Raw genomic sequence first — 22983 nt, forward strand, 5'->3', positions numbered from 1 at the left:
CCTTTACCCTTTCCCCAGACCTCACCTAGCATTTTTGGGTTGCCAGACCACTAGCTAAGTAAGAAAAAACGCTTTTGTCAGCCCAAAAGCATCACCTAAAACCTTTATTCGTTCCTTAACATCACAAAAATGAATATATCTTAAGAAGTATTTTAAAAAACAGGCACAGCAAATATACTGTTATGATAAAACTTTAACTTTAATAAGTTGTATTTAATAAAGTAAAAATCTCAGCAGGTAAGGTTTGCTCCAACTTTGTACTTTGGTCATTAATGGACAACTTTGTGGCACTCAATAGTGCGAAGAGTTGATTTGGGCGTGGACAAATTTGATTGCTCTCTTACATTATTGATAGATAAATTAGTAAATCAAGAAAAAAAGTTCTGCCATATTTATTTACAATGTGTCCGCTCTTACAAGTAACCCGATTTTCGCTTGCTCAATAGGGTCTGAAGTCTTGAGGAAGGTATGGGGCTTGCTTCTCCTGCTCTCTTCATTCACACCCACGCTTCATAGTTTTGTGAGTTGAGCAACATGAATGTGGATGGATTTAGCCAACAAATAGAGGAATTGTGCTTACAGATACAAGAACTATTACAATGCAATGGAAGTAAAGCAAACTCTCAATCTGAAGAGATACTAACAGAGGCTTTTGAGAAACTCCACACCGCAATGGAAGAACTATTGATAGCCTCTGAAGAGTTAGAGGTAACGCGAGCGGCAGTACAGAAAGAGCGCCAGCGTTACCAAGATTTGTTTGAGTTCGCTCCAGATGGTTATTTGGTAACTAATGTAGTAGGGACAATCCAAGAGGCCAACCATGCAGCATCAACCTTGCTCGGTGTCCACCAAAAATATTTAGTAGGTAAACCATTAATTATCTTTATTGCTCAACAAGATCGCCAGTCCTTTAGCTTGCAGATGAACAATTTCCAGGAGCTATTAAACTGGGAAATTAACCTACAACCACGGAAAGGAAAGCCTTTCCCTGCTACGATTAGGGCGTCTGCGGTGTACGACTTCCAGGGTAAGCAGGTTGGCTGGCGTTGGCTTCTGTGCAACATCAGTAAACACAAACAATCTGAAGAAATGTTACACAAAGCTTACGGTGAGTTAGAAATACGAGTAGCAGAACGGACAGCAGAGCTGGTAAAAGCAAATCAGGAATTGCTAACTGAAATTACAGAGCGTAAACGAGTCGAATCACAACTGCTACACCTTGCTTTTCACGATGCACTGACGGGTTTGCCCAACCGCGCTGCATTTATGAATCGCCTAAGACGTGCAATCGATTATTCAAAACGGCATTCAGATTATCTATTTGCTGTACTATTTATCGACCTAGATCGGTTTAAGCTGATTAATGACAGTCTTGGACACATAAAAGGAGACAAATTTCTGCTTGCTATTGCAAATAAGCTAGAAGTATGTGTACGCTCCATAGATACAGCCGCACGGCTTGGGGGAGACGAATTTACAATCTTGCTTGAGGGAATCCAAGATGTGTCAGACGTCATCAAAGCGGTTGAGCGGATTCAACAGGAATTGGCGTTACCCTTTGAGCTTGATGGACAAGAAGTTTTTACAACAGCCAGTATTGGCATCGCGTTGAGTTCAACAGTAGACTATGAACACCCAGAAGAAGTGCTGAGGGATGCTGATACAGCAATGTACCGAGCTAAGGTACTGGGCAGAGCGCGTTATGAACTATTCAACTCAGATATGTATGCTAATACTCTGGCGAAATTGCAGTTAGAGTCCGAGCTGCGCCGAGCAATTGAACGGGAAGAATTTCGAGTTTATTACCAACCGATTGTTTCGCTCACTAGTGGCTCTATTTTAGGTTTTGAGGCTCTATTGCGCTGGCAGCATCCAGAGCGTGGTCTGCTTAATCCAATAGATTTTATTCCCCTAGCAGAAGAAACTGGACTAATTTTCTCCATTGGCAACTGGGTGTTGCATCAAGCCTGTCACCAGATGCAAGCTTGGCGGATGTGCCATCATTCCAACTTGCTAGAGAAAATCAGTGTCAATCTCTCCCTCAAGCAATTTTCCCAGCCGGATTTGATTGAGCAGATTGGGCAAATTTTGCGCTCAACTGGTCTTGATGCTGGCACTCTAGTGTTAGAGATTACTGAAAGCGTAATTGTGGAAAATGGCGATAAGGCAACTGCCTTACTTTTACAACTTCAAGAGATGGGCATTGAGTTATCAATTGATGACTTTGGTACAGGCTACTCCTCATTAAGTCGTCTTTATAACTTTCCGATTAGTGTGTTGAAGATTGACCGTTCTTTCATCAGCCCGATGGTCAGTAATAGTAAAAATTTAGAAATTATTGAGATAATTATCACATTGGCACACAAACTAGGTGTGGATGTGCTCGCCGAAGGAGTAGAGACAAAAGAGCAACTAGCACTTTTAAGAAAGTTGAACTGTGAATATGCTCAAGGAAATTTTTTCTCTGTTCCATTAAATAGTTCAGCAGCAGAGCCATTAATTATGACAAATCCTCGGTGGTAAGAGTTATTTAACTATATTCGTAATTAAAAGCAGTTTAAACGGGGATTTGGAGTAAGGGCGTTACCCGTATTTCTCACAAGCTTCAGGCGTTTGATGGGGCAGAGGGGCAGAGGGGCAGAGGAGAAAGAACAAGGCACATTGAACTCTCCCCTGCTCCCCTGCACAAGCGCAGGCTTGGAGGGGTGTGGTGAGAAATCCGGGGTTATCAGCATCTCCATTTAAGGTGTCGTTGCTGTCTTGACTGTAATAATTGGTCATTGTCCTCGTTACCGTCGTTACCAGGGAGCCGCCCAACGTTAACAAGCAATGGATTTTGCCTTTATTCCTTTTGTTCAATGACTGTCAACTTTCGCTAAATTGGAAAAAGGTAAATTTAAGGGAATTCTAAATGTCAGCACAATTGTTACTGGTGGATGATGAACCAGGGATACGGGAAGCCGTGAAGGATTATTTGCAAGAGAGCGGTTTCAGCGTTCAAGTCGCCAGTAACGCCCTTGAAGGTTGGGAATGGATGCAAATGAATACACCTGACCTAGTGATTTCTGATGTCATGATGCCCCAGGTGGATGGCTACCAGTTCCTGAAGCAACTGCGGGAAGACCCTCGCTTCCAGGCACTGCCTGTAGTATTTTTAACTGCTAAAGGTATGACTGGCGATCGCATCCAAGGCTATCATGCTGGTGTCGATGCTTATCTACCCAAACCCTTCGATCCAGATGAGTTAGTGGCTATAGTCGAAAATTTGCTAGCCCGTCGCGTTGCGAAGGCTGCAACTACAGGAGATGACGTTGAAACCCCTGATCTTGCTGAACTAGCCAATCAGATTGCCCAAATTAAGGCATTGTTAACTCAAAGAAATGCCATTTCCCAATCGCCAGCCCCTTTCAAAATTGATTTGACTCCCAGAGAGCAAAGTGTTCTAAATTTGGTCGCTGAAGGATTGATGAACAAAGAAATTGCCCGTCGTTTGGAAACCAGCGTCCGCAATGTAGAAAAATACGTCAGCCGTTTGTTTAGTAAAACTGGCACTAATAGCCGTACAGAGTTAGTTCGTTTCGCCCTAGAACACGGGCTTGCTAAATAGACAGTTTTTGAATTGGGCATAGGGCATAGGGCATAGGGCATAGGGCATTGGGCATTGGGCATATGGGTTATTCTCTTTTTCCCCTTGTCCCCTTGTCCCCCTCATCCCCCTGCTCCCTTCTTGTCGGTAATTGGTAATAGGTAACTGGCTGCTAAACCATATCCTATTACCAGTAATATATAAAACATAAGTATTTCAGCAAATCAGGCACTTAGCTAAAGTAAAAAGCTAAAAGAAAGGTTATTTATTTTCACTTTGGCTTTTTAGGTTTTTATTGAATTTGCGCCTGTTGTCCAATTCCCCATCTGTAAAGACACAGGTTTTGTTATTCCTGCAATGTTTTGATAAAAACTCGGTAAAATGCACCCGGCTGAATTTGCTCTTAGATTCTACCAGTAACCTTTGCTACAAAGTTTTTAATAGAGGAAACTGTTCCTGGGACTTTGTGCTGCTAAATAAGACTTTCACAAAGTAGAAATCACAATATTTGATGAATTCTACTTGCTGCTTAGTTTTTATTGCAACGGGGCCATGTGATCAACATTTGATTTGATGCCCAATTCATGTTTTTTTCGCTACTTAAATTACACCTTTAAGTTTGGGGATTTTCAGCAGCATTACGCAAGCGCATCAGCTGGCGTCGCATTTGAGGCGAGGCTTTGAACTCGGACACTTCCTGCGCTTTAACGGACGCTTGTAGCGTCTCTAGAAAGTCATCAGAACCCTCGGTCAAGGCATCAAGTAATACCTGTAACAGTTGTTCGCGATCGCCCAATAGACTCTTTTCCTCAATCAACCGAAACTTGAGATGGATTTCGCACTCATAAACACCTACTTCGAGATTATTTATCTGGCGTGGTAATGCTTTGGAGTTCATAGCTATTGAGATTCCTTTACTTGGTGGTCATGAGGGTAAGGAGGTAGATGTCCAGCAAAATTCTTTATATCTTCTTTGAATCAAAAGTGCTTGAATTAAGAATTTTTCTTCATCAATCACCTTTGTATTCCATTTCACTCTCCTGTGCTTTATTTTCAAGCTAGATTTTGATATTCCTATGCCAGATGTAGCTTATGGTAAGCCATAACTATTATTCAGTTTTTAAGATTCTACACAATAAAGTTTCTGTAAGAAGTTGTTCGCCCTTTTTAAAGCTTTTTACACCAACTTTATCTTAACGTCAATAATAGTTTGACTTGTTACTTTAATTTTGGTGTTTACACGTAAGTAAAACCGCTGAATTTTTTTGAGTTTACTAACCCCAGAGGTCGATGTAGCCATACTCAGTAAAATTACTTGATGTACGTTTTTTTCAATATAAAATTTTGAAGAAATTAATCGGCATAAATATTAAAATAAAGATTTTTGTTACCCATCAAAAAATCTACATAGATTAAATTATTCTTGCCGAGTGCTTTACCCTACTGGCTTCTGTCCTTGATTGAGTACAAAAATTTTAGCAATAGGTAAGATTAGGACACCGCTTAGACTTGTTTGTATGCGCCAAATAAAAACACTTTAACCAGTAATTTTTACATAAAAATAATTGAACTACTGTCAGTACTAGCAACTAAATTTGTCTTCAACTCGTAACAGAAGTAGTAACTTAATCAGTAGAGGTGATATTTTTACTTATGCTCATTCAATATACGCTTTTGAAACTGCGTTCAAAGCTTGTAAATTCAGAGCATTCACCCTTGGATATAACGTCTACAATAATTTCAGTGTAATTCACCCAAATCTTACACCCTTTTATGGATAACCCGATGCTGCTCAAGTCCACAACCCGGCATATCCGCATTTTTGCAGGTGAAATTGACCGGGATGGCGAACTGGTTCCTAGTAAACAGGTCTTAACATTAGATGTTGACCCAGATAACGAATTTAACTGGAATGAAGATGCGCTGCAAAAAGTTTATCGAAAATTTGATGAACTAGTAGAAGCATCTAGCGGCGCAGACCTCACAGACTATAACTTGCGTCGTGTTGGGTCAGACTTAGAGCATTATCTGCGATCGCTTTTGCAACTCGGCGAAATCAGCTATAATCTTTCTGCCCGCGTTACCAACTACAGCATGGGAGTCCCCCAAGTTGCAATTGACGACAAAAAATAAGCTCACGTGATGTGCAACTTCATATTCTGCTCTTTCTTGTTATAGGAGAGAGGCTTTGAATTCTCCCTCTTCCCTAAAAGGGAATGGGTCTGGGGTTTAAGTTGGAGTAAAAGTTGCACACGGCGTTAAGTTCAAGAGTGACTAACGGGCTGGCTGAACCCTTCTGTGCCAACTTACAGCTATTTTCAGTAGTACCAAGTTCCTCGTTCCCAGCCAGAGGCTGGGAATATCCTCTATGAGACTTTGCAATCTCCCCAAAGAAGAACCCGGAAACGAGATTACAAGATTTTTAAAGCCACTTCATTTCGTCAGGTACTTTTGTCAAAAGCATATTTAATTATCTTAATTCTTAATTAAAGTTAATTGTTGCTATCCTACTTATAAACTAAATAAATACCAACATTATCTGCCCTTGATCATCGGGTAATTCAGCAAAAGCAAACAGCGCAGTTATGCTTGGGTTATGCTTTGGTAACAGGGTTGGAGTTAGTTGCTTTGGCGATGGAGAGTCACAGAGCAATAGAAGCTATGATGAGGCTGTAGGGTTGACTTAGGAGCGTATTCTTTGGATAAGTTAAGTATTAGCACCTGCTGATATCCACCAGCTAAAATCATCATCTAAAGTCTGGGTATGTCAAGTTTAAGAAAGATGAGCGGTTTAGATTGTCCCTAATAATGCTGTTAAAGAAATTGCCAATCGCTTCCCGGTGCGAAAACTATGGAAAATGACGCGGCAACGCTCTACTGTCCAAATGAAAATTGTCAGGCTGCCAACCCCCTGACCCACAAGTTTTGCCAGCGATGTTCCACGCCCCTACCCAAAAATTACCTCTGGGCTGTGGTAGATGGCCCGAGTGTGGGTAATCCTGGAGAGATATTAGCCGATCGCTATTTAGTCCTTGATAAATTTCTTCTTTTAGATACGAAGCCTGGTTTATTAGCGCTAACGCCTGAGTTAGATAATTTGCAGCCTTTAAAAGCTTATCTGAGACTGATTCCCTACCGTTTACATGTACCGCAGGTATATGGAGTGCTTTTTCTCACTGACGAGTCCTCCCATCGAGAAATATTACTTTTAGAAAAACCTCCATTAGTAGTAGATGACAAAATCCAACAAGTGCATTTGGGCAGTGAGTTAACCACAGCTTGGCGTGATGCGACATCGATGCGCCAACTCAATTGGTTATGGCAAATAGCTCATCTGTGGCAACCTCTTGCGAGTGAAGGTGTCGTCTCTAGCTTGCTTGACTCAGATGTATTACGGGTAGAAGGATCATTAGTCCGTTTGTTAGAATTGCGTTTCGATACAGCAACATCACCAGAATTGCCCCAATTAGGTCAATTTTGGCAGCAGTTGGTTAGTGGTGCCAAACCAGCCATAAGTGAATTTGTTGATCAGGTTAGCCTTTCTTTAATTCAGGGAAAGATTAATTCAACCGATCAATTAATTGGAGTTTTAGATCAGGGACTGGCTGGGTTAGGGCGATCGCAAACACCCACAATCAAAATTATTACCAAAACCGACACTGGGCCAAGCCGCCAACGTAACGAAGATGCCTGTAGCCCACCCAGTGGAACTTTGGTCAGCAAACCACCCCAGCCAACAGCCTTAGCAATTGTCTGTGATGGCATCGGTGGGCATGAGGGTGGCAATGTTGCATCAAATTTAGCCATTGAAACGATCCAGCAGCAGGTACAGCAATTAACAAAAGTTCCCTACGACCACATAGACCCCTCACTGCTACTTAATGACCTAGAAAAGGCAGTGGCAATTGCCAATGACAAAATTAGTCAGCGCAATGACGGGGAACATCGTCAAGGGCGGCAGCGGATGGGCACGACTTTAGTAATGGCATTGCCTGTTGCTCATGAAATGTACATTACCCACGTTGGTGATAGTCGTGCTTACTGGATTACCCGTCACGGCTGTTATCAAGTTACCCTCGATGATGATGTTGCTTCCCGCGAGGTGCGGCTAGGCTATGCCATTTACCGCGAAGCTGTACAACAAAGTGCTGCTGGCTCTCTCGTCCAAGCTTTAGGTATGGGGTCAAGCACTTCATTGCATCCCACATCTGCACGGTTTATGCTCGATGAAGATGCTGTGTTTCTGCTCACATCCGATGGTTTGAGTGATTTTGATCGGGTGGAAGAATACTGGGAAACAGAAATTTTGCCGATTCTAGTTGGGGAGGCAAATTTAGCAAATGTTGCGGATAGATTAGTCGAAATTGCCAATACTAAAAATGGACACGATAATGTCACCATCGCTTTAGTCCACTATCAAGTCCAATACTGGGAACCAGAAATCACCATCAAAGCCATCATTCCAGAGAGTTATTCTACTAAATCAACAGTTTTGCCATCCAGAGGCACAGATCCGACACTTTTAGGTGGCCCAAACCATAAAACTCAGGTGATTCCAGACACTGAGCCTGCTAAAGTTCGCAGTTTACCCTTACAGTGGATAGTTCCCTTAATATGTGTCGTAGCAGCAGGTGCTCTAGGATTGTTCGTGAAGCAACTGCGATCGCCATCAGGAACCTTGCCAATCTTTTCCAATCCATTACAAACTCAAAACCCTGCCATTGAAGCGACACCCGCAGCGCCATCGCTTGCTAACCTTTCTCGTGGCTGGATCATTCAAACTCAGCGTCAAATCCCCTTAAACAACAATCAATCGCTTCCCCCTAACAGTTTTTTACAAGTTATCGAAACCAAACCAAATCCTAAACCTGCTTCTGGAGACTTTGAGGTACATTTGCAGCGCTGTTCGACAAAACCAGCCACCCCAACATCAGCAAATCCCCAGAACCCTCAAGACACTACTAAGCCTTTGCAGCAAGCAAATAATAAACTATGGATTAAGTTCTCCCAACTTAAAAGCTTTGGGGTCTTGGTGTCGGAACCGAACCAATCGCTCTCATGTGATACTTTGCCGCAACAGCCAGCAATTCAATTACCTGCACCTGACACCAGTCCAACTTAATAAATAATCGATAAACTGGTAGAAACCTGGAATAATAACAGGTAACAATCAGAGTAAAAAACTTACAAGGTAAAAAAATAGAAAGTTTTCACCTTGGAGAATTATTATTTGAAATTATTTGTTTTAGTTTTTATTTTAATGAATCCATGCCATCCCTGAATTTGGCGATCGCCCGTCTCCTAAACACTGGCACTGACAACTTCGCCATTTGGGTGGTCAAAGCTCCCTATCCCAGTGGCTACGTTTTACGTGACTGTGTATGGCCTGATGAACTCAATCAAGTCTGGCAAGAATGGCAGCAAATGTTTGCTGGTCATAGTCACTTAGATATTTCCCCAAACTCAACATCTCAAAAGACCAACCCATTTCCCATAGATTGGGTTTCACCCGCTTCAGGTCAAACCACTGGCCCCTACAGCAGTCGTCTGATGCAAAACTTGGGAATGAATCTATGGCGCTGGGTATTCGACGGGCAAATTCTTGGTAGTCTAGAACGCAGTCGCGGTATTGCTATGGGTCAGCATACACGTTTGCGCTTCCGATTAGAAATCCGCGACCCGGATCTGATCGCTCTCCCTTGGGAAATTATGCAGCGTGAGCCTGGTCAATCAGCTATGTCTCTCTCCCAAGATTTGCTATTTAGTCGCACCAGCAGCGAAGTTGACCCCTTGCCGTATTTGCGAGCTGACCAAGCTTTAAGTATCCTGCTGGTTTTAGGTCATGATGAAAAGCTGCAACTAGAACAAGAAGCTGCTATTTTACAGCAAACTCTTGTAGATACGCCGGTCGGTGGTAATTCCCAAAGATATGCACCTTGTATAGTAAATCAACTTCTACAACCAACTCCACAGGAGTTGATTCAAGAATTAGAAACCAAAGCATACAACGTTTTCTTCTATGCTGGACATGGTTTGCCAGGCCCAGACGGGGGGTTACTGTTTTTGCGACCAGACATGCCCCTCAATGGCATAGAATTGGCGCAAGTATTGACCCGTACAGGTGTGAAACTAGCACTTTTCAACGCTTGTTGGGGGGCCCAACCCGCTGCTATCAATCACCAAGCTATACCAGCCAGTAGTTTAGCAGAAGTGTTGATTCGTCATGGTGTGCCTGCGGTTTTGGGGATGCGCGATGAAATCGCTGATCATGAAAGCCACAGCTTTATTCAAGCTTTTACCGAAGCTTTGCGATCGCACAAACCAGTTGATGAAGCCGTAGCCCAGGCTAGGCAAGAATTGTTAACTTTATATAAATTTAATCAACCTGCTTGGACTTTGCCTGTTCTCTACCTGCATCCAGATTTTAATGGCGAACTCATTAAGAATCTAGATGAAGGTATTACCGAACTGCCAGACACAGCCATTCCTGATATAGGTTCATCGCTTCCGACTGCAACTTTACGATCGCTCGCTCCAAAAGGTAAAACTTGGTTACTGCGTTATGGAGTCACCCGCATCGGCCGCACCAAAGATAATGATATTGTCATCCCTGAACCATCTGTATCCAAACGCCACGCCGAAATTTTCTGCCGCAATACTCTTACTGATGCTACATTAGTGCGAAGTTATTACTTGCAAGATTTTTCCACCTACGGGACAACCTGGTTTTTAGGCCCTAATGGTTGGCAACAAATCCTCCGAGAGGAAGTCCCATTGAAATCAGGGATGCAGTTAAAGTTTGGAAGTGCTAGAGGTGAAACCTGGGAGTTCCTTATTGAAGACTCCTAGCAGAGCTTTTGCAAGAATAATTTGAGTCTTTAGCATCAGCTTTTACAATCTGTTTTTACTATAGAAAAATTCAACTGTTTTTGCGGAAATCTCTTCTTAGGAATTGTAGCTGTCAATACTACCAAATAATTGTGAGGCAATAAAAAATGGCTAATAAAATTAACGGCTCAGAGACTTTCTCTTCTTTGCCATCTCAAGTAGATTTGGAATTATTAGAAGCGTTACTGGAACCAGATGATGCTACCTATCCCTGGAATCCAGCTGATGAAGAGTCAGAAGCTTATTTTGACGAATTAGAACAACAGTTCGGAATGGAAGATTTGCTTGAGGAAGAACTGACAACGCGATCGGAAGATTTTTATAGCCATTTAGATACACTTTGGGCTGGAATCTCCCAGGCGTTAGACTATAATCACAATCCCCAACAAACACTAGTGCTTAATCTTCAAGAAAGATTATATGCTAGTTTTGCTGCCTGTGTTCCCCAAGCATTGCTCAACACAATCGCCATTAAAGCTGCTGAAATCCTTGCTGCCCAGCAATCAATCAGTGAACAACTAGTTGAGTGTGTTCAGACAGTACTTCCAAATTGGGGCACAGAGGATCTTTTAGTTTTGGCTCGTCCTTTTGCTTACGCTATGCGAAGTAGCGAATCACAAAACGCGGCGTCTGCGCTCAGTAGTCTTCAAAATAAAGAGTGGACAGCTTTATCAGAGGTAGAGAAAGCAAAGGTGAGTTTAGCGATCGCTTCCTATGCTTTTAATGAAATCAACAAGTCTCAGTCTGAAGCATAACTTGAGTCAAGTGTTTCTCTTTTCTACATAAATTTCGGGGGCAGGCAAATTTATCTGCTGATAAATATTGTGCTGCGGTTTTGAGCATCCAGTAATTCTCACTTTTTTGTGTACTGGGCCTTAAGTTACATTTAACCTGATTGTCAGCTTAAGACATCTATCCAAAGATATAAATATTCAAAAGTCAAGAGTTATTTTCCTCGTCTTTCCCTGCTTTTAGTTTCCACATCTTATTTTGGGCCAAGAAATCGGGTAGCAAAATTTTGCGATCGCGTTGGTGATAGCGCCCGTGCCTTAAGAATTGCCGCCATCAAAAAGGCGTAAGATAACACCCCAACAACTACCAATAGTAAGGCATTGATTGATCCTGTAGCATTCCACAAAGCATGGAGAGCAGAGGCACTAAGATAACCAATAGAAAGAATTTGCCAACTTCTACTGGGTTTGAGAACAGCCAACCCGATAAAATAACCCAGGTAGCCACTATAAGCCATATGTCCGGCTACAGAGCCTAAAATTCGCGGAATTAGCAGTTGCAAACCCGCTAGTTGACCAGCAGCGCCTATACCCACCTGTTGCGTGACATTTTGAGTGATATCTGGCACGTATTGACCGAGGGTTTCTAAGAGAGTGAAGCCCACAGCAGAAGCTGTTCCCAAGAGAATACCATCTAGAGGCTCCAAGACTCCAATACGTTCTCGCCAAGGTGAAGGTAATCCACTGCCGATAAAATATACGCCGATGATAGGTAATGCCTTGAGTAATTCCTCCATTAACCCAGCGCCAAAAAACATCCGCACCAGTAACTCTGTGAAGGTAATAGATTCTTGGGGTGAGGGCAAGCTTCCAGGCAGGACGGTGCGAAACACGAAGATAAATAGATCCAACACCGGACTTATCAAAATCAGTGACGTACTCAATGCCGCAGCCATTAGCACCCACCAAGGCTTCTGTTTGCCGCAAAGTTGGTAAACAAAATAGTAGGCAGCGAAGGCGATGTAAGTTGCTACGATCACTTGATTATCTTGAGGCCGACCGACTGTAGCAAACATCAGCACCACAAAGATTACGGTCAGTATTCCCGGTACGAGATAAGCTTTACGAGTTAAATCTTTACCAGTGGAAATAATCGGAAAAAGCTGGGTGAAACTAACAGAATCTGGCTGCTTTAATTGTGTGTGGCCGTGGTAGTTCGTCGCGGAAGGCAGTGGTGTAACTTGGTTCACTGTCGTCGCTGGGGTGAGTAAGGTATACTCGTACTCAAAAATGTATTGCGGCCCATCAGCACCTAGAGAAATGCGATCGCCTGGGTGCAATTCCTGACATTCATACAAGCGTTGTCCATTTAAATAAGTGCCATTAGCACTATTCAAATCACAAAGCACCCAGCTGAATTTGCTATCTGGGGATAGAGAGAGGGGACGAACCACTGCATGACGACGAGATACCATTCGGTACATCATGGCATCCAAGACAACTTGGCAGCTGGGGTCGCGTCCAATTACCATCTCTTTACTGGGGGGCAGTGAGTAACGAGAACGAGATTCTGATCCGAAAGCTGCCCCATTACCAGACACTAGCCGCAGAAATGCATTATGTCTTGCTTGTTTGCCTGTCATCGATAAGAAGTGCGTTTCTAAACTAATTCTTCACATAATTTGGCAGCAGGACTAACCTTAGCCACATTAACAGCAGCATTGCTAAATCCACTATAGCTTCACTTACTGCTAAGAAATTTAAAATTCTAAATGCAAAATTTTAAATTCTTTCACCTAATGTGAATAAGTATTCCATTTACTGAGAATTTGTCCTAAACCTGCCTTGTTAACCGGATCAATCAGAATGTATCAGTAATGTACTATTGACATCCTAGCTACAACTTAAACCCATAGTAATTTATCAAAAACAGTAGTTTTTATTGCATTTAGTTTTATTCCAAAAATATATAATTTTCAGTGGTCTGTTGTAAGCTAGTACGGTCTTTTTCTTTTGGAAGGGAGACGCCAGGAGGGTCTGGGGATTTCACTCATGAGTAACTGGCGTTAGCAAGTAATGGAGCGTCACCTGGAAGGTCAAGCTGTTTTTGCCACTGATAATTGATTAAGCCCCTTCAAAGCAAAAAGCAGGGAAAGAAACTGCCCTGAAGATCGAACCAAAAGATTTCCGGCATATTGCCTCAAACAATTGTAGCCAGTTCTGGATGTTCAATCTTAGTTCCAAGTACTGTGAGGAATTCTGCCAACCAATGGGGGTGAGCAGGCCAAGCTGGTGCTGTCACCAAGTTACCATCAACTATTGCCTCATCAACAGGGATATCAACATAAATCCCTCCAGCACTCCTGACATCTGGGCTACAAGCAGGGTAACCAGTACATCTCTTGCCTTGCAGTACGTCAGCAGCTGCCAATAACTGCAAGCCGTGGCAGATGGCAGCAATCGGTTTATTCGTTTGGGCAAAGTGACGGGTGATTTCTAGCACCTGCTGATTCAGACGGATATATTCTGGTGCCCGTCCTCCGGGAATGACTAAGCCATCGTAGGTTGCGGCTTCTATTTCTGCAAACGTGGCATTTAAAGTGAAATTGTGACCAGGTTTTTCGCTGTAAGTCTGGTCTCCTTCAAAGTCGTGAACTGCTGTCCGCACCTTGTCGCCAGCTTTTTTGTCTGGGCAAACTGCATGGACAGCGTGCCCCACCATTTGCAACGCCTGGAAAGGAACCATCACTTCATAGTCTTCTACATAGTCGCCAACAAGCATCAAAAGTTTCTTTGCAGCCATATATTTGTTACTCTCACCTATTAGTCATCAATAGTTGTTTATAAAGTAAATATTAATTTAGAGTCAGCTTTTTTCGGCGTTAGTTTATATACGAGTTTTTGATACATGACATCAATCACTGTGGTGTCATGTATAATTTCAGAGTTGTCTTTTCTGGCTTATTACTCAGTTTCAAAGAAGAATTGTATCGAAAGGCAAGTGGCACGAGATACAACGCTAATGCGGTGGAGGGGTTTCCCAGCAGAAAGCAAGTGGCACTCCAAGATCAATCTCATATTAAAAAATATAGGTTCCCCTAAGCATAGCTGCAAACTCGTGGAGACACGCAAGGGACGTACTTCTGGCTTCGGAATTGTCTTCTTTTTGCTACGATTTCCAACAGATGGATATTATTAGAAAGAGGAATGTTACATTACCTAAAGAATAGGGAATCCTAGATTTAAGAAGCCAACAAATCTATTATTCAGTTATACAGGATGAACTTTCAACACCAAGGCATTCAATCCAGTAACAATTTTTCTGTAAACCAAGTGCTAAAAGTTGATGAAGTCAGTATCAATGGTCAAAAAATTGAACATCAATTAGTAGAACCAGAGTTGAAACAGTTGCAAGATAAAATTTTATTACTTATAGAACGTAATCCTTTACCTTTAATTGAGTGGAATACAGCGTTTCAAGTAATACAATGGAATCCGGCTGCTGAACAACTATTTGGATACAGTAAAAGTGAAGTACTCGGTTGTCAGGTACCAGAAATAATTGTGCCAGAAAGTGAAAGAGTACAGGTCATCAAGATAATGGAGTTATTAATTGAAGAGAAAGTAGGAGGTAGTAATCTCAATAAGAACTTGACAAAACATGGAAGAGTAATTATTTGTGATTGGTGTCACACTCCGATAACTAACGTTGATGGCCAGGTAATTAGTATTGTCTCAACAGTGCAGGATATTACAAAAGTAAAATCTTTTGAAAGCGCTCTGCGCGAAAACGAAAAGACCTATCAGCAAATTCTTGATGCAATTACAGATATGGTGCTGGTTAAAGGTGCTAAATCTCGAATTATTTGGGCAAATAAGGCATTCCGTGATTATTACGGTATGAATGAGGAACAGCTTCAAAATATGATTGATGCACCCTTCAACGAACCCGATCATACCCTGCAATATATCAAAGATGATGCTTACGTATTTGAAAGTGGACAGATCCTAGAAATTCCCCAAGAGCCAGTAACTCGGTACGATGGCGAAGTACGCCTATTCCATACAATCAAATCTGCTATTCGTAACGAATTAGGTCAAACGATCATGACTGTTGGTGTATCTCGTGATATTAGTGAGCATAAACAAGCCGAGAAAGAACAGGCGAAGTTGTTGGCAATTCTAGAAGCAGCACCAGACTTTATCAGCACTGCTGACTTAACTGGGCGGGTTCTTTACTTTAATAAAGCGGCTCGGAGAATATTAGAACTGGGGGAAAAAGAATCTTTTCAGGAGAGAAATTTGCGCCAAAATCATCCGAAATGGGCAAATGACATTATCCAGAATCAAGGATTACCAGAATCAATTCGAGTCGGTGATTGGGTCGGGGAAACGGCTCTTTTAAAAGCAGATGGACGAGAAATTCCCATATCTCAACTGATTATTGCTCACAAATCACTTGATGGAAAAGTTGAATATTTTTCGACAATCGCTAGGGATATCAGCGAACTCAAAGCTGCGGAAGAAACTTTAGTACAAAAAGCGGAAGATTTAGAGTGCGCTCTGAAAGAACTCCAAAGCACCCAAGCTCATTTGCTCCAAAGCGAAAAAATGTCTTCTATTGGTCAATTGGTTGCTGGAGTTGCTCACGAAATCAATAATCCTACAAGCTTCATCTACAGCAACATTCAGCCTGCTAACGAATATATTAACGATTTGCTGCTTTTGATTGAGCTTTACCAAGAACATTATCCGAATCCCGTAAAGGTCATTCAAGAACAGATGGAAGCCATTGATCTAGAATTTTTAATGGCGGATTTGCCCAAGTTACTCTCGTCAATGAAAATGGGGGCAGAGCGAATTAAACAAATCGTTCTTTCATTGCGGAATTTCTCCCGTATGGATGAAGCGGAATGTAAAGCCGTGGATATTCACTTAGGGATTGACAGTACTTTAGTAATTCTAGAACATCGCCTCAAGGCACAACATAATCGTCCAGCAATTGAAATTATCAAGGAATATGGCAAGCTACCTTTAGTAGAATGCTATGCAGGCCAACTCAATCAAGTTTTTATGAACATTCTGGTTAATGCTTTAGATGCACTAGAACAACGGGATGCAAAGCGGTCTATTGAACAGATACAAGAAGCACCAAATACTATCCGTATTTGTACACAACTATCTCCTCATGGGAAGGTCGTGATTCGGTTTGTTGATAATGGAGTAGGAATACCAGAAAATGTACTAAAAAGATTGTTTGATCCCTTCTTTACGACTAAGCCAGTAGGGATAGGTACAGGGTTAGGGTTGTCAATTAGCTATCAGATCATAGTAGAGAAGCACAATGGAAAACTTACGTGTTTATCAATACCAGAACAAGGGGCTGAGTTTAAAATCGAGATTCCTATTAGCTTGCCTTTAGGAGACTAAGAAGACGATAATTCAACAACTATGGTCGAATGGTAAATTAAAGCAGATGAAATTCTGCGATCGCTCTGGGAAAGTTTTTATTTTCATGTCCTGGCTGGCTGAGTTTAATCAAGGCAAAACGCTGTAAGGGCGTTAAAACTGCCCACTTTTGCTGTGTCAGGGTTACATCTATTTCTTGAGCTTTTTCCTGAAGGCTAGCTGGTACAGTGGCATCTAGCCATGCAGGATGAGGCTCAATGGGCAATTTTGTAGGTGGTATACCTGTGCGTTGTATGATTAATTGCTCGATATGCTCGCGGTAAGACTGAATTTCCGTTTCTGTAGTGCAAGGTAATTCGACTAAAGCTTGCCGTTCATCTGTGGTCATTTGATTCCAGTCAGGCAGTTTTAGCTTGATGCCACAGGTATCTAATTTACAACGCACCTGCATGGGGATGCAACGCAGAGAATCAACAAAGTCTGCTTCAAATTGAAAGAAATCTGTCATAAGAAAGTATTTAAAATTAGCTCATTAAATTAACTTACATTTTTGGAATTACTAAGACGGATTATCAAATAACTAATTGATAAGGCAAGAATAGCTATACCTAGACCGATTATATCAACACCTCCAACTTTTTCTAAGTCCAGAATAATAATTTTTCTAGCAACAGCAATTAAAGAGGTGACAATAACTAATTCAACTTGAAAAACGTGTTTTCGTAAATATGCTGTGATATTTTCTAAAATTTCTAAGGCAATTAGAATATTTAAAAATAGCCCAAATATCTTGTATAATGTTGTGTTAAATTTTGCATAAGGGGCTGTAAATAATTCTTTAAAGATAAATACTCCTAAATCCCCGATCGCTACCAAAATTACAACCACCATAAAAATAGATAGAACTTTAGAAACTATGACTTCTATGTTTTCAATGATGTGCATGAAGTTATCATCTCTGGTAGCTCCTAGAATTTCCCTGATTAACTTTTTCATCTGTTGCACCCGGTTTTTAAATAAAACAAAATCCCATAGATAAATCTAGAGGATTAAAAAAATATGATTTCTAATAGTATGTAATTTTTATTTTTTGCCATAGCTGAACTCGACGCTAGTAAAACTTTTGGTTATTATAAATTTTACCTCCTTAATCATGATAATTGATATGGGTCAATAGTAGAGAGCCATAAAAAATGATAATAACTATTGGCTATTGATTATTGACTAAAGTACCTATTGGTGATTATTAATTACCTCTTGAGCAGTACAGTTAGGAGCTTACCATTGTGAGGACTGGAGTTGATAATCTTTGACTGGAACTTCCACAGAGATTGGTATCAGCTGTACAGCACAGGCTTTTAATTCTGGTTGCAGTGAATCGGGGCAGGATTCTGGATGGGTGAGGGCGTTGGCTTCGGCATTATCTGCCCACAGCGAACCCCAGTGCATGGGGACAAAAACTGTACCAGGTGCGATCGCTTTTGTCACTTTAGCAGGAAACTTAGCTTTACCTCGACGCGATCGCACTTCTACATACATACTTTCTACAATACCTAACCGAGCAGCATCACGGGGATGAATTTCGATAAACGGTTCGGGATGCATTTTACAAATTTTTTCAATTCGACCGGTACGTGTCTGCGTGTGCCAGTGTCCGTAAAGTCGTCCGTTAGTTAGCACAAAAGGATAATCTGGGTCTGGTGGTTCTGCTAGTCCCTTTGAGTAATATGCCCCAAATCGAGCGCGTCCGTCAGGAGTGTGGAAGCGCAAGTTAGTATATAACCGTTTCCCAGAGCGATTGGCAAATACTTCTCCCCCTGCTTCCCCTGCTCCTCTACTCCCCCTGCTCTCTTCAGGATGAGGCCATTGAGTCGGGCCTTCTGCTTGTAATTGCGTGTGACTGATACCCGTCATATCGCAGGGACGAGTTTTAGTTAATTTGACAAACTCAGCATGAACTTCGGCGGAGTTAGCAAAGGCAAACTCTTTCTCAAAACCTAATCTACGTCCAACTTCGGCAAAAATTTCCCAATCGGCTTTAGCTTCTCTTGGTGGTTGGCGAAATGCTTGACACAAAGTTACTACCCGTTCGGAGTTTGTCATGACACCAGTTTTTTCACCCCACTGGGCTGCTGGTAACAGAACGTGAGCGTAAGCAGAGGTTTCTGTAGGATAATATGCGTCTTGGTAAATAGTGAAAGGCGATCGCAATAATGCCTTCTTAGTTCGCTCCAAATCTGGCATACTCACAGCTGGATTAGTAGCCGCAATCCACAGTAACTCTACAGCGCCATTTTCCAAGCCAGTAATCATGTCCCAAGCAGTCAAACCGGGATTGGGCGAGATTTGTCCTGGCTTGAGTCCCCACAACTCCTCAACTTCTGCGCGGTGCTGCGGATTTTTCACCACCCGATAACCCGGTAATAAATGCGCCAAACCCCCAGCTTCCCTTCCTCCCATTGCGTTTGGTTGACCAGTGAGGGAAAAAGGGCCAGCCCCAGGTTTACCAATCTGTCCAGTCATCAGATGCAGATTAATGATTGTTCTTACCTTAGCCGTCCCTTCTGATGATTGATTCACACCCATTGACCACAAAGAAAGTACCCGCTGTGATTCACCCCAATAGCGAGCTGCTGTTTCTAAATCTTCAATGCTGATTCCACATCGATGAGCTACTATTTCTGGGGGATAGTGGCGAATCACCTCAGCATAAGCCGGAAAGTTGCTGGTGCAGTCTTCCATGAACATGGTATCGATGTAGTTCCAGCGCATCAACAAGTGAGCGATGCCGTTTAACAAGTCGATATCTGTACCGGGACGAATCGCTAAATGCAAATCTGCGGCTTCTGCGGTTGGTGTGCGTCGGGGATCAACCACAATCATTTTGACTTTGCGGTTCTTTTTGTGATACTTAGCCAATCGGTTGAAAACAATGGGGTGACATTCGGCTGTATTCGTACCAATTAAAAATGCACAGTCAGTTAACTCCAAATCTTCGTAACAGCAGGGCGGGCCATCTGAGCCAAAGCTTTGAATGTAGCCAGACACAGCACTAGACATACATAAGCGAGAGTTGGCATCAAAATTATTAGTACCCAGACAACCTTTCATCAGTTTCTGGGCTATGTAGTAATCCTCAGTTTGAAACTGACCAGAACCGTACATACATAAGGCTTCTGGCCCTTGGGTGAAGCGCACGGTTTGAATGCGCTTGGTGATCAGATCAAAAGCTTCATCCCAACTAACGCGGCGAAACTCTTGATCTAAGGAGTCTCGCACCATTGGGTAATGTAATCTATTTTTATCTAAGGATTCTGCGATCGTTGCACCTTTGACGCAAACCATTCCCTGGCTAGATGGATGGGCTTTATCGCCGCGCACTCGCCAAATTGGATTACCTTGACTATCTCGATTAGTTGCTTTGTTATGTTGGGCTGGAGGTGAAACTTCTAAACCACAGCCAACACCACAGTAAGGACAAAGAGTTTTGGTAAATTCACTCATGGCAGTTGTACCATTTTGTTATTTTGATTGTGCAACCTCAGATGTAGCGACTGTTTGAAAAGCGCAAGTTAATACAGCTTTGCGTAAAATCGTGGTGAATTGAGGGGTGAAATTTAAACGCAGAGGGGAGGCAGCGCGTTGCGGGGGTTCCCCCCGTTGTAGCGACTGCCGTCGCGCAAAGTAGAGCGTAGAGGAGCGCAAAGTTTGTTTGAGTCTATTCGCTACGAACTATAAGAATTTATGACAGGTTTATTCTTCTGCTAAAAAGTTAGGATTTTTAGTTGCGGTTTCTGGTGCTTCGCCTTCATAAGCAGCGGCAAAGGAACCTTTTGGTTCTTTGAGGAAGAAGGCACACATAAAAGCACAGACTAAAGCAGCTATACCCATCGTGGTAAATAGCGTTGGAGCGTCGGTTAAGCTAAAAATTGTCAGGTAAACTACGCCGCCAAAATTCCCGTAAGCTCCCACATTGCCAGCAATTTGTCCAGTGGCTTCCTTCTTAATCATGGGTACGATGCTGTAGGTTGCACCGCAGCCAGCTTGGGCAAAGTAAGCGGCAAACATTGTAACTGCGATCGCTAGCGGAATCGGCCAGCTACTATTAATAAAATGTGCCGTTAAATAACTAAAACCAATACCGATACTGATAATTGTCATTGTCCACTTCCGCGAACTAAATTTATCAGAAATTAAGCCACCACTGGGACGAGAAACCAAATTTAAGAAAGGATAGGTAGCAGCAATCATCCCAGCGACAACATGCTCTAAAGCAAAGGTTTTTTCAAAGAATGCCGGGAGCATAGAAACAACTGCCAATTCGCTACCAAAGTTAGTGATGTAAGTGAATTCCAGTAAAGCTACTTGACCAAATTGAAAGCGTTCGGATGGAGCGTAAGTTTTTTTACCAGTTAGAAGTTCTCGGTTTACCTGCCAAGCTTGGTAACTTTGGTAAGCAAACAATCCTGCTAATAGCAACCAAGCCAGATACATTTGGCTCAAAGTTAGGAAGTGAATGTTCTTTTGTTCCAAGCGCCAAGCTAATAAACCTAGAGCGAAAATTAAACCAAAATTTGAGACAATCAGTGCCCAGAAGCTTTTAACGCTCGTCACTTCTAGAGAACCATTTTTCTTAGGCTTCTTGTAGACTTTGCCTGCGGGCGTATCTTGAACGCTGTTGTAATAAATTATGCCGTAGATGGCTGTTATGATGCCTGTAAGTGCGATCGCAAACCGCCAATTAGAAGCACCACCAGCGAAGAAGCTAGTAGCTACTGCAAGTATCGGCAAAGCAAACTCTGCGCCAAAAGCTCCAAAGTTACCCCAGCCGCCATAAATGCCTTGAGCAATTCCCATCTCCTTCGGCTGGAACCATTCCGCCACCATACGGATACCCACGACAAACCCAGATCCGACTATTCCCATCAGCAAACGACTGATGACTAGTTGATTAAAGTCTTGCGCTAGTGCCGTTGCCAAACAAGGAACTACCGCAAACATTAGCAGCATTGAATAGGTGATTCTGGGGCCGAAACGATCCAGAAGCATCCCAATAATTAGCCGTGCGGGGATTGTCAAAGCGAGGTTACAGATGCCCAAAGTTTTGATTTGCTCAGGCGCTAAACTTAGCTCTTTGCCAATGGTTGTAGCAAAGGGAGCAAAGTTAAACCAACAGACAAAGGTGAGAAAGAAGGCAAACCAAGTTTGATGTAAGATGCGGTAGCGATCGCTGAATGAAAATAATCCTTTAAGCATTGCAATCTTCCTAATTGAAGAGGACGGTAGGGAAGCAGGGGGAGCAGGGGAGGCAGGGGAGGCAGGGGAGGTAAGGGAAGAAAATAATTAATGACCCTTGACTCTTGTAGAGACGCGATTAATCGCGTCTACTCTTGACAAATGACTCCGTGAAGCGGTTACTCATCAGCGTGAGCAAATCGGCGGAAGAGGAAGTCTAGAGCGTAGTTTCGCAGGTTGTAGTATTCTGGGTCTTCCATGATGCGGCGACGATTACGGGGGCGGGAGAAGGGAATATTCAGGATTTCGCCAATGTGAGCAGATGGGCCGTTAGTCATCATCACAACTCTGTCTGCGAGGAAAAGCGCTTCATCGATGTCATGAGTAATCATTAGTACGGTGACTTGATGTTCACGCCAGATTTGCAGGAGTTCTTCTTGTAATTCCTCTTTTGTGATGGCATCTAATGCCCCAAAGGGTTCATCGAGAATCAAAACTTGCGGACGGATGGAAAGGGCACGAGCGATCGCAACTCGCTGTTTCATCCCACCAGAAAGCTGATTGGGTTTCTTGTCAGCCGCTTCTGTGAGTCCCACCATTGCTAAATGTTCTCTGACGATCGCCCGTTTTTCTGCCTGGGGTTTTTTAGGAAACACCGAATCAACCGCCAGATAAACGTTATCAAAAACACTCAGCCAAGGCAGTAGACAATAATTTTGGAATACCATCATCCGGTCTGGGCCTGGTTCGGTGATGGGTTTTTCTTGCAGCAGAACAATACCATCGGTGGGAGTATTAAACCCAGAAACCATGTTAAGCAGAGTTGATTTGCCGCAGCCAGAGTGACCGATTATGCACACAAATTCGCCTTCGCGCACTTTCAGGTCAACTCCATCCAGTACGGTGTAAGGGCCTTCAGAAGTTGGATAAATTTTGCTTACACCTTCAATCACCAAAAAATCTTCTGCTTTTTTCGTTTGCAGTTTATTAATTTGGGTATTTCTGTTTACTATTTGCATCGTGAGTTTATGTATGGGTAGTTTGTTATTTGTTCTTTGTCAGTCACAAATGACTAATGAACGCGATGTGCAACTTAATATTTTGACCTCTCTCCAAACCTCTCTCCTAAAAGGA

General features: G+C 42.5%; 16 protein-coding genes. 7 read left to right on the top strand and 9 right to left on the bottom strand.

Annotation, left to right across the window (positions count from 1 at the left end):
- The first annotated feature begins 534 nt into the window (after window positions 1-534).
- Window positions 535-2523: an EAL domain-containing protein gene (locus VB740_RS09185; RefSeq protein ID WP_323199730.1), complete on the top strand. Its 1989-nt coding sequence runs from the start codon at window positions 535-537 to the stop codon at window positions 2521-2523.
- Between the two features lie 60 nt (window positions 2524-2583).
- On the opposite strand, the gene VB740_RS09190 is transcribed toward VB740_RS09185, so the two are convergent.
- Window positions 2584-2781, bottom strand: coding sequence for a hypothetical protein (locus tag VB740_RS09190; protein ID WP_323199731.1), 198 nt, complete (start codon window positions 2779-2781; stop codon window positions 2584-2586).
- Window positions 2782-2911: 130 nt separating this feature from the next.
- On the opposite strand from VB740_RS09190, the gene VB740_RS09195 reads away from it, so the two are divergent.
- Complete coding sequence (locus tag VB740_RS09195) at window positions 2912-3607, top strand: response regulator transcription factor (RefSeq protein ID WP_323199732.1); 696 nt, start codon at window positions 2912-2914, stop codon at window positions 3605-3607.
- A gap of 592 nt (window positions 3608-4199) precedes the next feature.
- Here the strand turns inward: VB740_RS09195 and VB740_RS09200 are convergent.
- Complete coding sequence (locus VB740_RS09200; RefSeq protein WP_138498346.1) at window positions 4200-4484, bottom strand: Npun_R1517 family heterocyst differentiation transcriptional regulator; 285 nt, start codon at window positions 4482-4484, stop codon at window positions 4200-4202.
- 875 nt (window positions 4485-5359) lie between these two features.
- Here VB740_RS09200 and VB740_RS09205 point away from each other — a divergent pair.
- The 4 genes from VB740_RS09205 to VB740_RS09220 all read left to right on the top strand — a co-directional run bounded on the left by VB740_RS09205 (window position 5360) and on the right by VB740_RS09220 (window position 11229).
- The gene (locus VB740_RS09205) at window positions 5360-5719 is read left to right on the top strand and encodes an NAD(P)H-quinone oxidoreductase subunit M (protein WP_323199733.1); all 360 of its coding nucleotides are present in this window, start codon (window positions 5360-5362) and stop codon (window positions 5717-5719) included.
- 718 nt (window positions 5720-6437) lie between these two features.
- Entirely contained in the window at window positions 6438-8708 is a 2271-nt protein-coding gene (locus VB740_RS09210) for a protein phosphatase 2C domain-containing protein (protein ID WP_323199734.1), read from the top strand.
- Between the two features lie 146 nt (window positions 8709-8854).
- A complete protein-coding gene (locus VB740_RS09215) occupies window positions 8855-10435 on the top strand; it encodes a CHAT domain-containing protein (RefSeq protein ID WP_323199735.1) in 1581 nt (526 codons plus the stop codon).
- Window positions 10436-10581: 146 nt separating this feature from the next.
- Window positions 10582-11229 carry a hypothetical protein gene (locus VB740_RS09220; RefSeq protein ID WP_323199736.1) on the top strand — a complete coding sequence of 216 codons (648 nt, stop codon included), beginning with the start codon at window positions 10582-10584 and terminating at the stop codon, window positions 11227-11229.
- A 230-nt stretch (window positions 11230-11459) separates the two neighbouring features.
- Here VB740_RS09220 and VB740_RS09225 read toward each other — a convergent pair whose 3' ends face one another.
- Window positions 11460-12848 carry a PrsW family glutamic-type intramembrane protease gene (locus tag VB740_RS09225; protein WP_323199737.1) on the bottom strand — a complete coding sequence of 463 codons (1389 nt, stop codon included), beginning with the start codon at window positions 12846-12848 and terminating at the stop codon, window positions 11460-11462.
- Window positions 12849-13405: 557 nt separating this feature from the next.
- Entirely contained in the window at window positions 13406-14008 is a 603-nt protein-coding gene (locus VB740_RS09230) for a DJ-1/PfpI family protein (RefSeq protein ID WP_323199738.1), read from the bottom strand.
- Window positions 14009-14484: 476 nt separating this feature from the next.
- Between VB740_RS09230 and VB740_RS09235 the strand changes: the two genes are divergently transcribed.
- Window positions 14485-16635 carry a PAS domain S-box protein gene (locus VB740_RS09235; protein WP_323199739.1) on the top strand — a complete coding sequence of 717 codons (2151 nt, stop codon included), beginning with the start codon at window positions 14485-14487 and terminating at the stop codon, window positions 16633-16635.
- 37 nt (window positions 16636-16672) lie between these two features.
- Here VB740_RS09235 and VB740_RS09240 read toward each other — a convergent pair whose 3' ends face one another.
- The 5 genes from VB740_RS09240 to VB740_RS09260 form a co-directional block, all read right to left on the bottom strand.
- Entirely contained in the window at window positions 16673-17122 is a 450-nt protein-coding gene (locus tag VB740_RS09240; RefSeq protein WP_323199740.1) for a nitrate reductase associated protein, read from the bottom strand.
- 29 nt (window positions 17123-17151) lie between these two features.
- Window positions 17152-17610, bottom strand: a complete 459-nt coding sequence (locus VB740_RS09245; protein WP_323199741.1) for a phosphate-starvation-inducible PsiE family protein — start codon at window positions 17608-17610, stop codon at window positions 17152-17154.
- A 282-nt stretch (window positions 17611-17892) separates the two neighbouring features.
- Entirely contained in the window at window positions 17893-20118 is a 2226-nt protein-coding gene (locus VB740_RS09250; protein ID WP_323199742.1) for a nitrate reductase, read from the bottom strand.
- A 249-nt stretch (window positions 20119-20367) separates the two neighbouring features.
- Entirely contained in the window at window positions 20368-21870 is a 1503-nt protein-coding gene (locus VB740_RS09255; RefSeq protein WP_323199743.1) for a NarK family nitrate/nitrite MFS transporter, read from the bottom strand.
- 158 nt (window positions 21871-22028) lie between these two features.
- Window positions 22029-22868 carry a nitrate ABC transporter ATP-binding protein gene (locus VB740_RS09260; protein WP_323199744.1) on the bottom strand — a complete coding sequence of 280 codons (840 nt, stop codon included), beginning with the start codon at window positions 22866-22868 and terminating at the stop codon, window positions 22029-22031.
- Between the last annotated feature and the right edge of the window lie 115 nt (window positions 22869-22983).

Origin of the sequence: Nostoc sp. UHCC 0251 (genome assembly GCF_034932245.1) — a bacterium.
Taxonomy (GTDB): domain Bacteria; phylum Cyanobacteriota; class Cyanobacteriia; order Cyanobacteriales; family Nostocaceae; genus Nostoc.

Coding starts and splice junctions, on each gene's coding strand:
- VB740_RS09185 (WP_323199730.1), top strand. CDS start 535: ATGAATGTGGATGGATTTAGCCAACAAATAGAGGAATTGTGCTTACAG.
- VB740_RS09190 (WP_323199731.1), bottom strand. CDS start 2,781: ATGACCAATTATTACAGTCAAGACAGCAACGACACCTTAAATGGAGAT.
- VB740_RS09195 (WP_323199732.1), top strand. CDS start 2,912: ATGTCAGCACAATTGTTACTGGTGGATGATGAACCAGGGATACGGGAA.
- VB740_RS09200 (WP_138498346.1), bottom strand. CDS start 4,484: ATGAACTCCAAAGCATTACCACGCCAGATAAATAATCTCGAAGTAGGT.
- VB740_RS09205 (WP_323199733.1), top strand. CDS start 5,360: ATGGATAACCCGATGCTGCTCAAGTCCACAACCCGGCATATCCGCATT.
- VB740_RS09210 (WP_323199734.1), top strand. CDS start 6,438: ATGGAAAATGACGCGGCAACGCTCTACTGTCCAAATGAAAATTGTCAG.
- VB740_RS09215 (WP_323199735.1), top strand. CDS start 8,855: ATGCCATCCCTGAATTTGGCGATCGCCCGTCTCCTAAACACTGGCACT.
- VB740_RS09220 (WP_323199736.1), top strand. CDS start 10,582: ATGGCTAATAAAATTAACGGCTCAGAGACTTTCTCTTCTTTGCCATCT.
- VB740_RS09225 (WP_323199737.1), bottom strand. CDS start 12,848: ATGACAGGCAAACAAGCAAGACATAATGCATTTCTGCGGCTAGTGTCT.
- VB740_RS09230 (WP_323199738.1), bottom strand. CDS start 14,008: ATGGCTGCAAAGAAACTTTTGATGCTTGTTGGCGACTATGTAGAAGAC.
- VB740_RS09235 (WP_323199739.1), top strand. CDS start 14,485: ATGAACTTTCAACACCAAGGCATTCAATCCAGTAACAATTTTTCTGTA.
- VB740_RS09240 (WP_323199740.1), bottom strand. CDS start 17,122: ATGACAGATTTCTTTCAATTTGAAGCAGACTTTGTTGATTCTCTGCGT.
- VB740_RS09245 (WP_323199741.1), bottom strand. CDS start 17,610: ATGAAAAAGTTAATCAGGGAAATTCTAGGAGCTACCAGAGATGATAAC.
- VB740_RS09250 (WP_323199742.1), bottom strand. CDS start 20,118: ATGAGTGAATTTACCAAAACTCTTTGTCCTTACTGTGGTGTTGGCTGT.
- VB740_RS09255 (WP_323199743.1), bottom strand. CDS start 21,870: ATGCTTAAAGGATTATTTTCATTCAGCGATCGCTACCGCATCTTACAT.
- VB740_RS09260 (WP_323199744.1), bottom strand. CDS start 22,868: ATGCAAATAGTAAACAGAAATACCCAAATTAATAAACTGCAAACGAAA.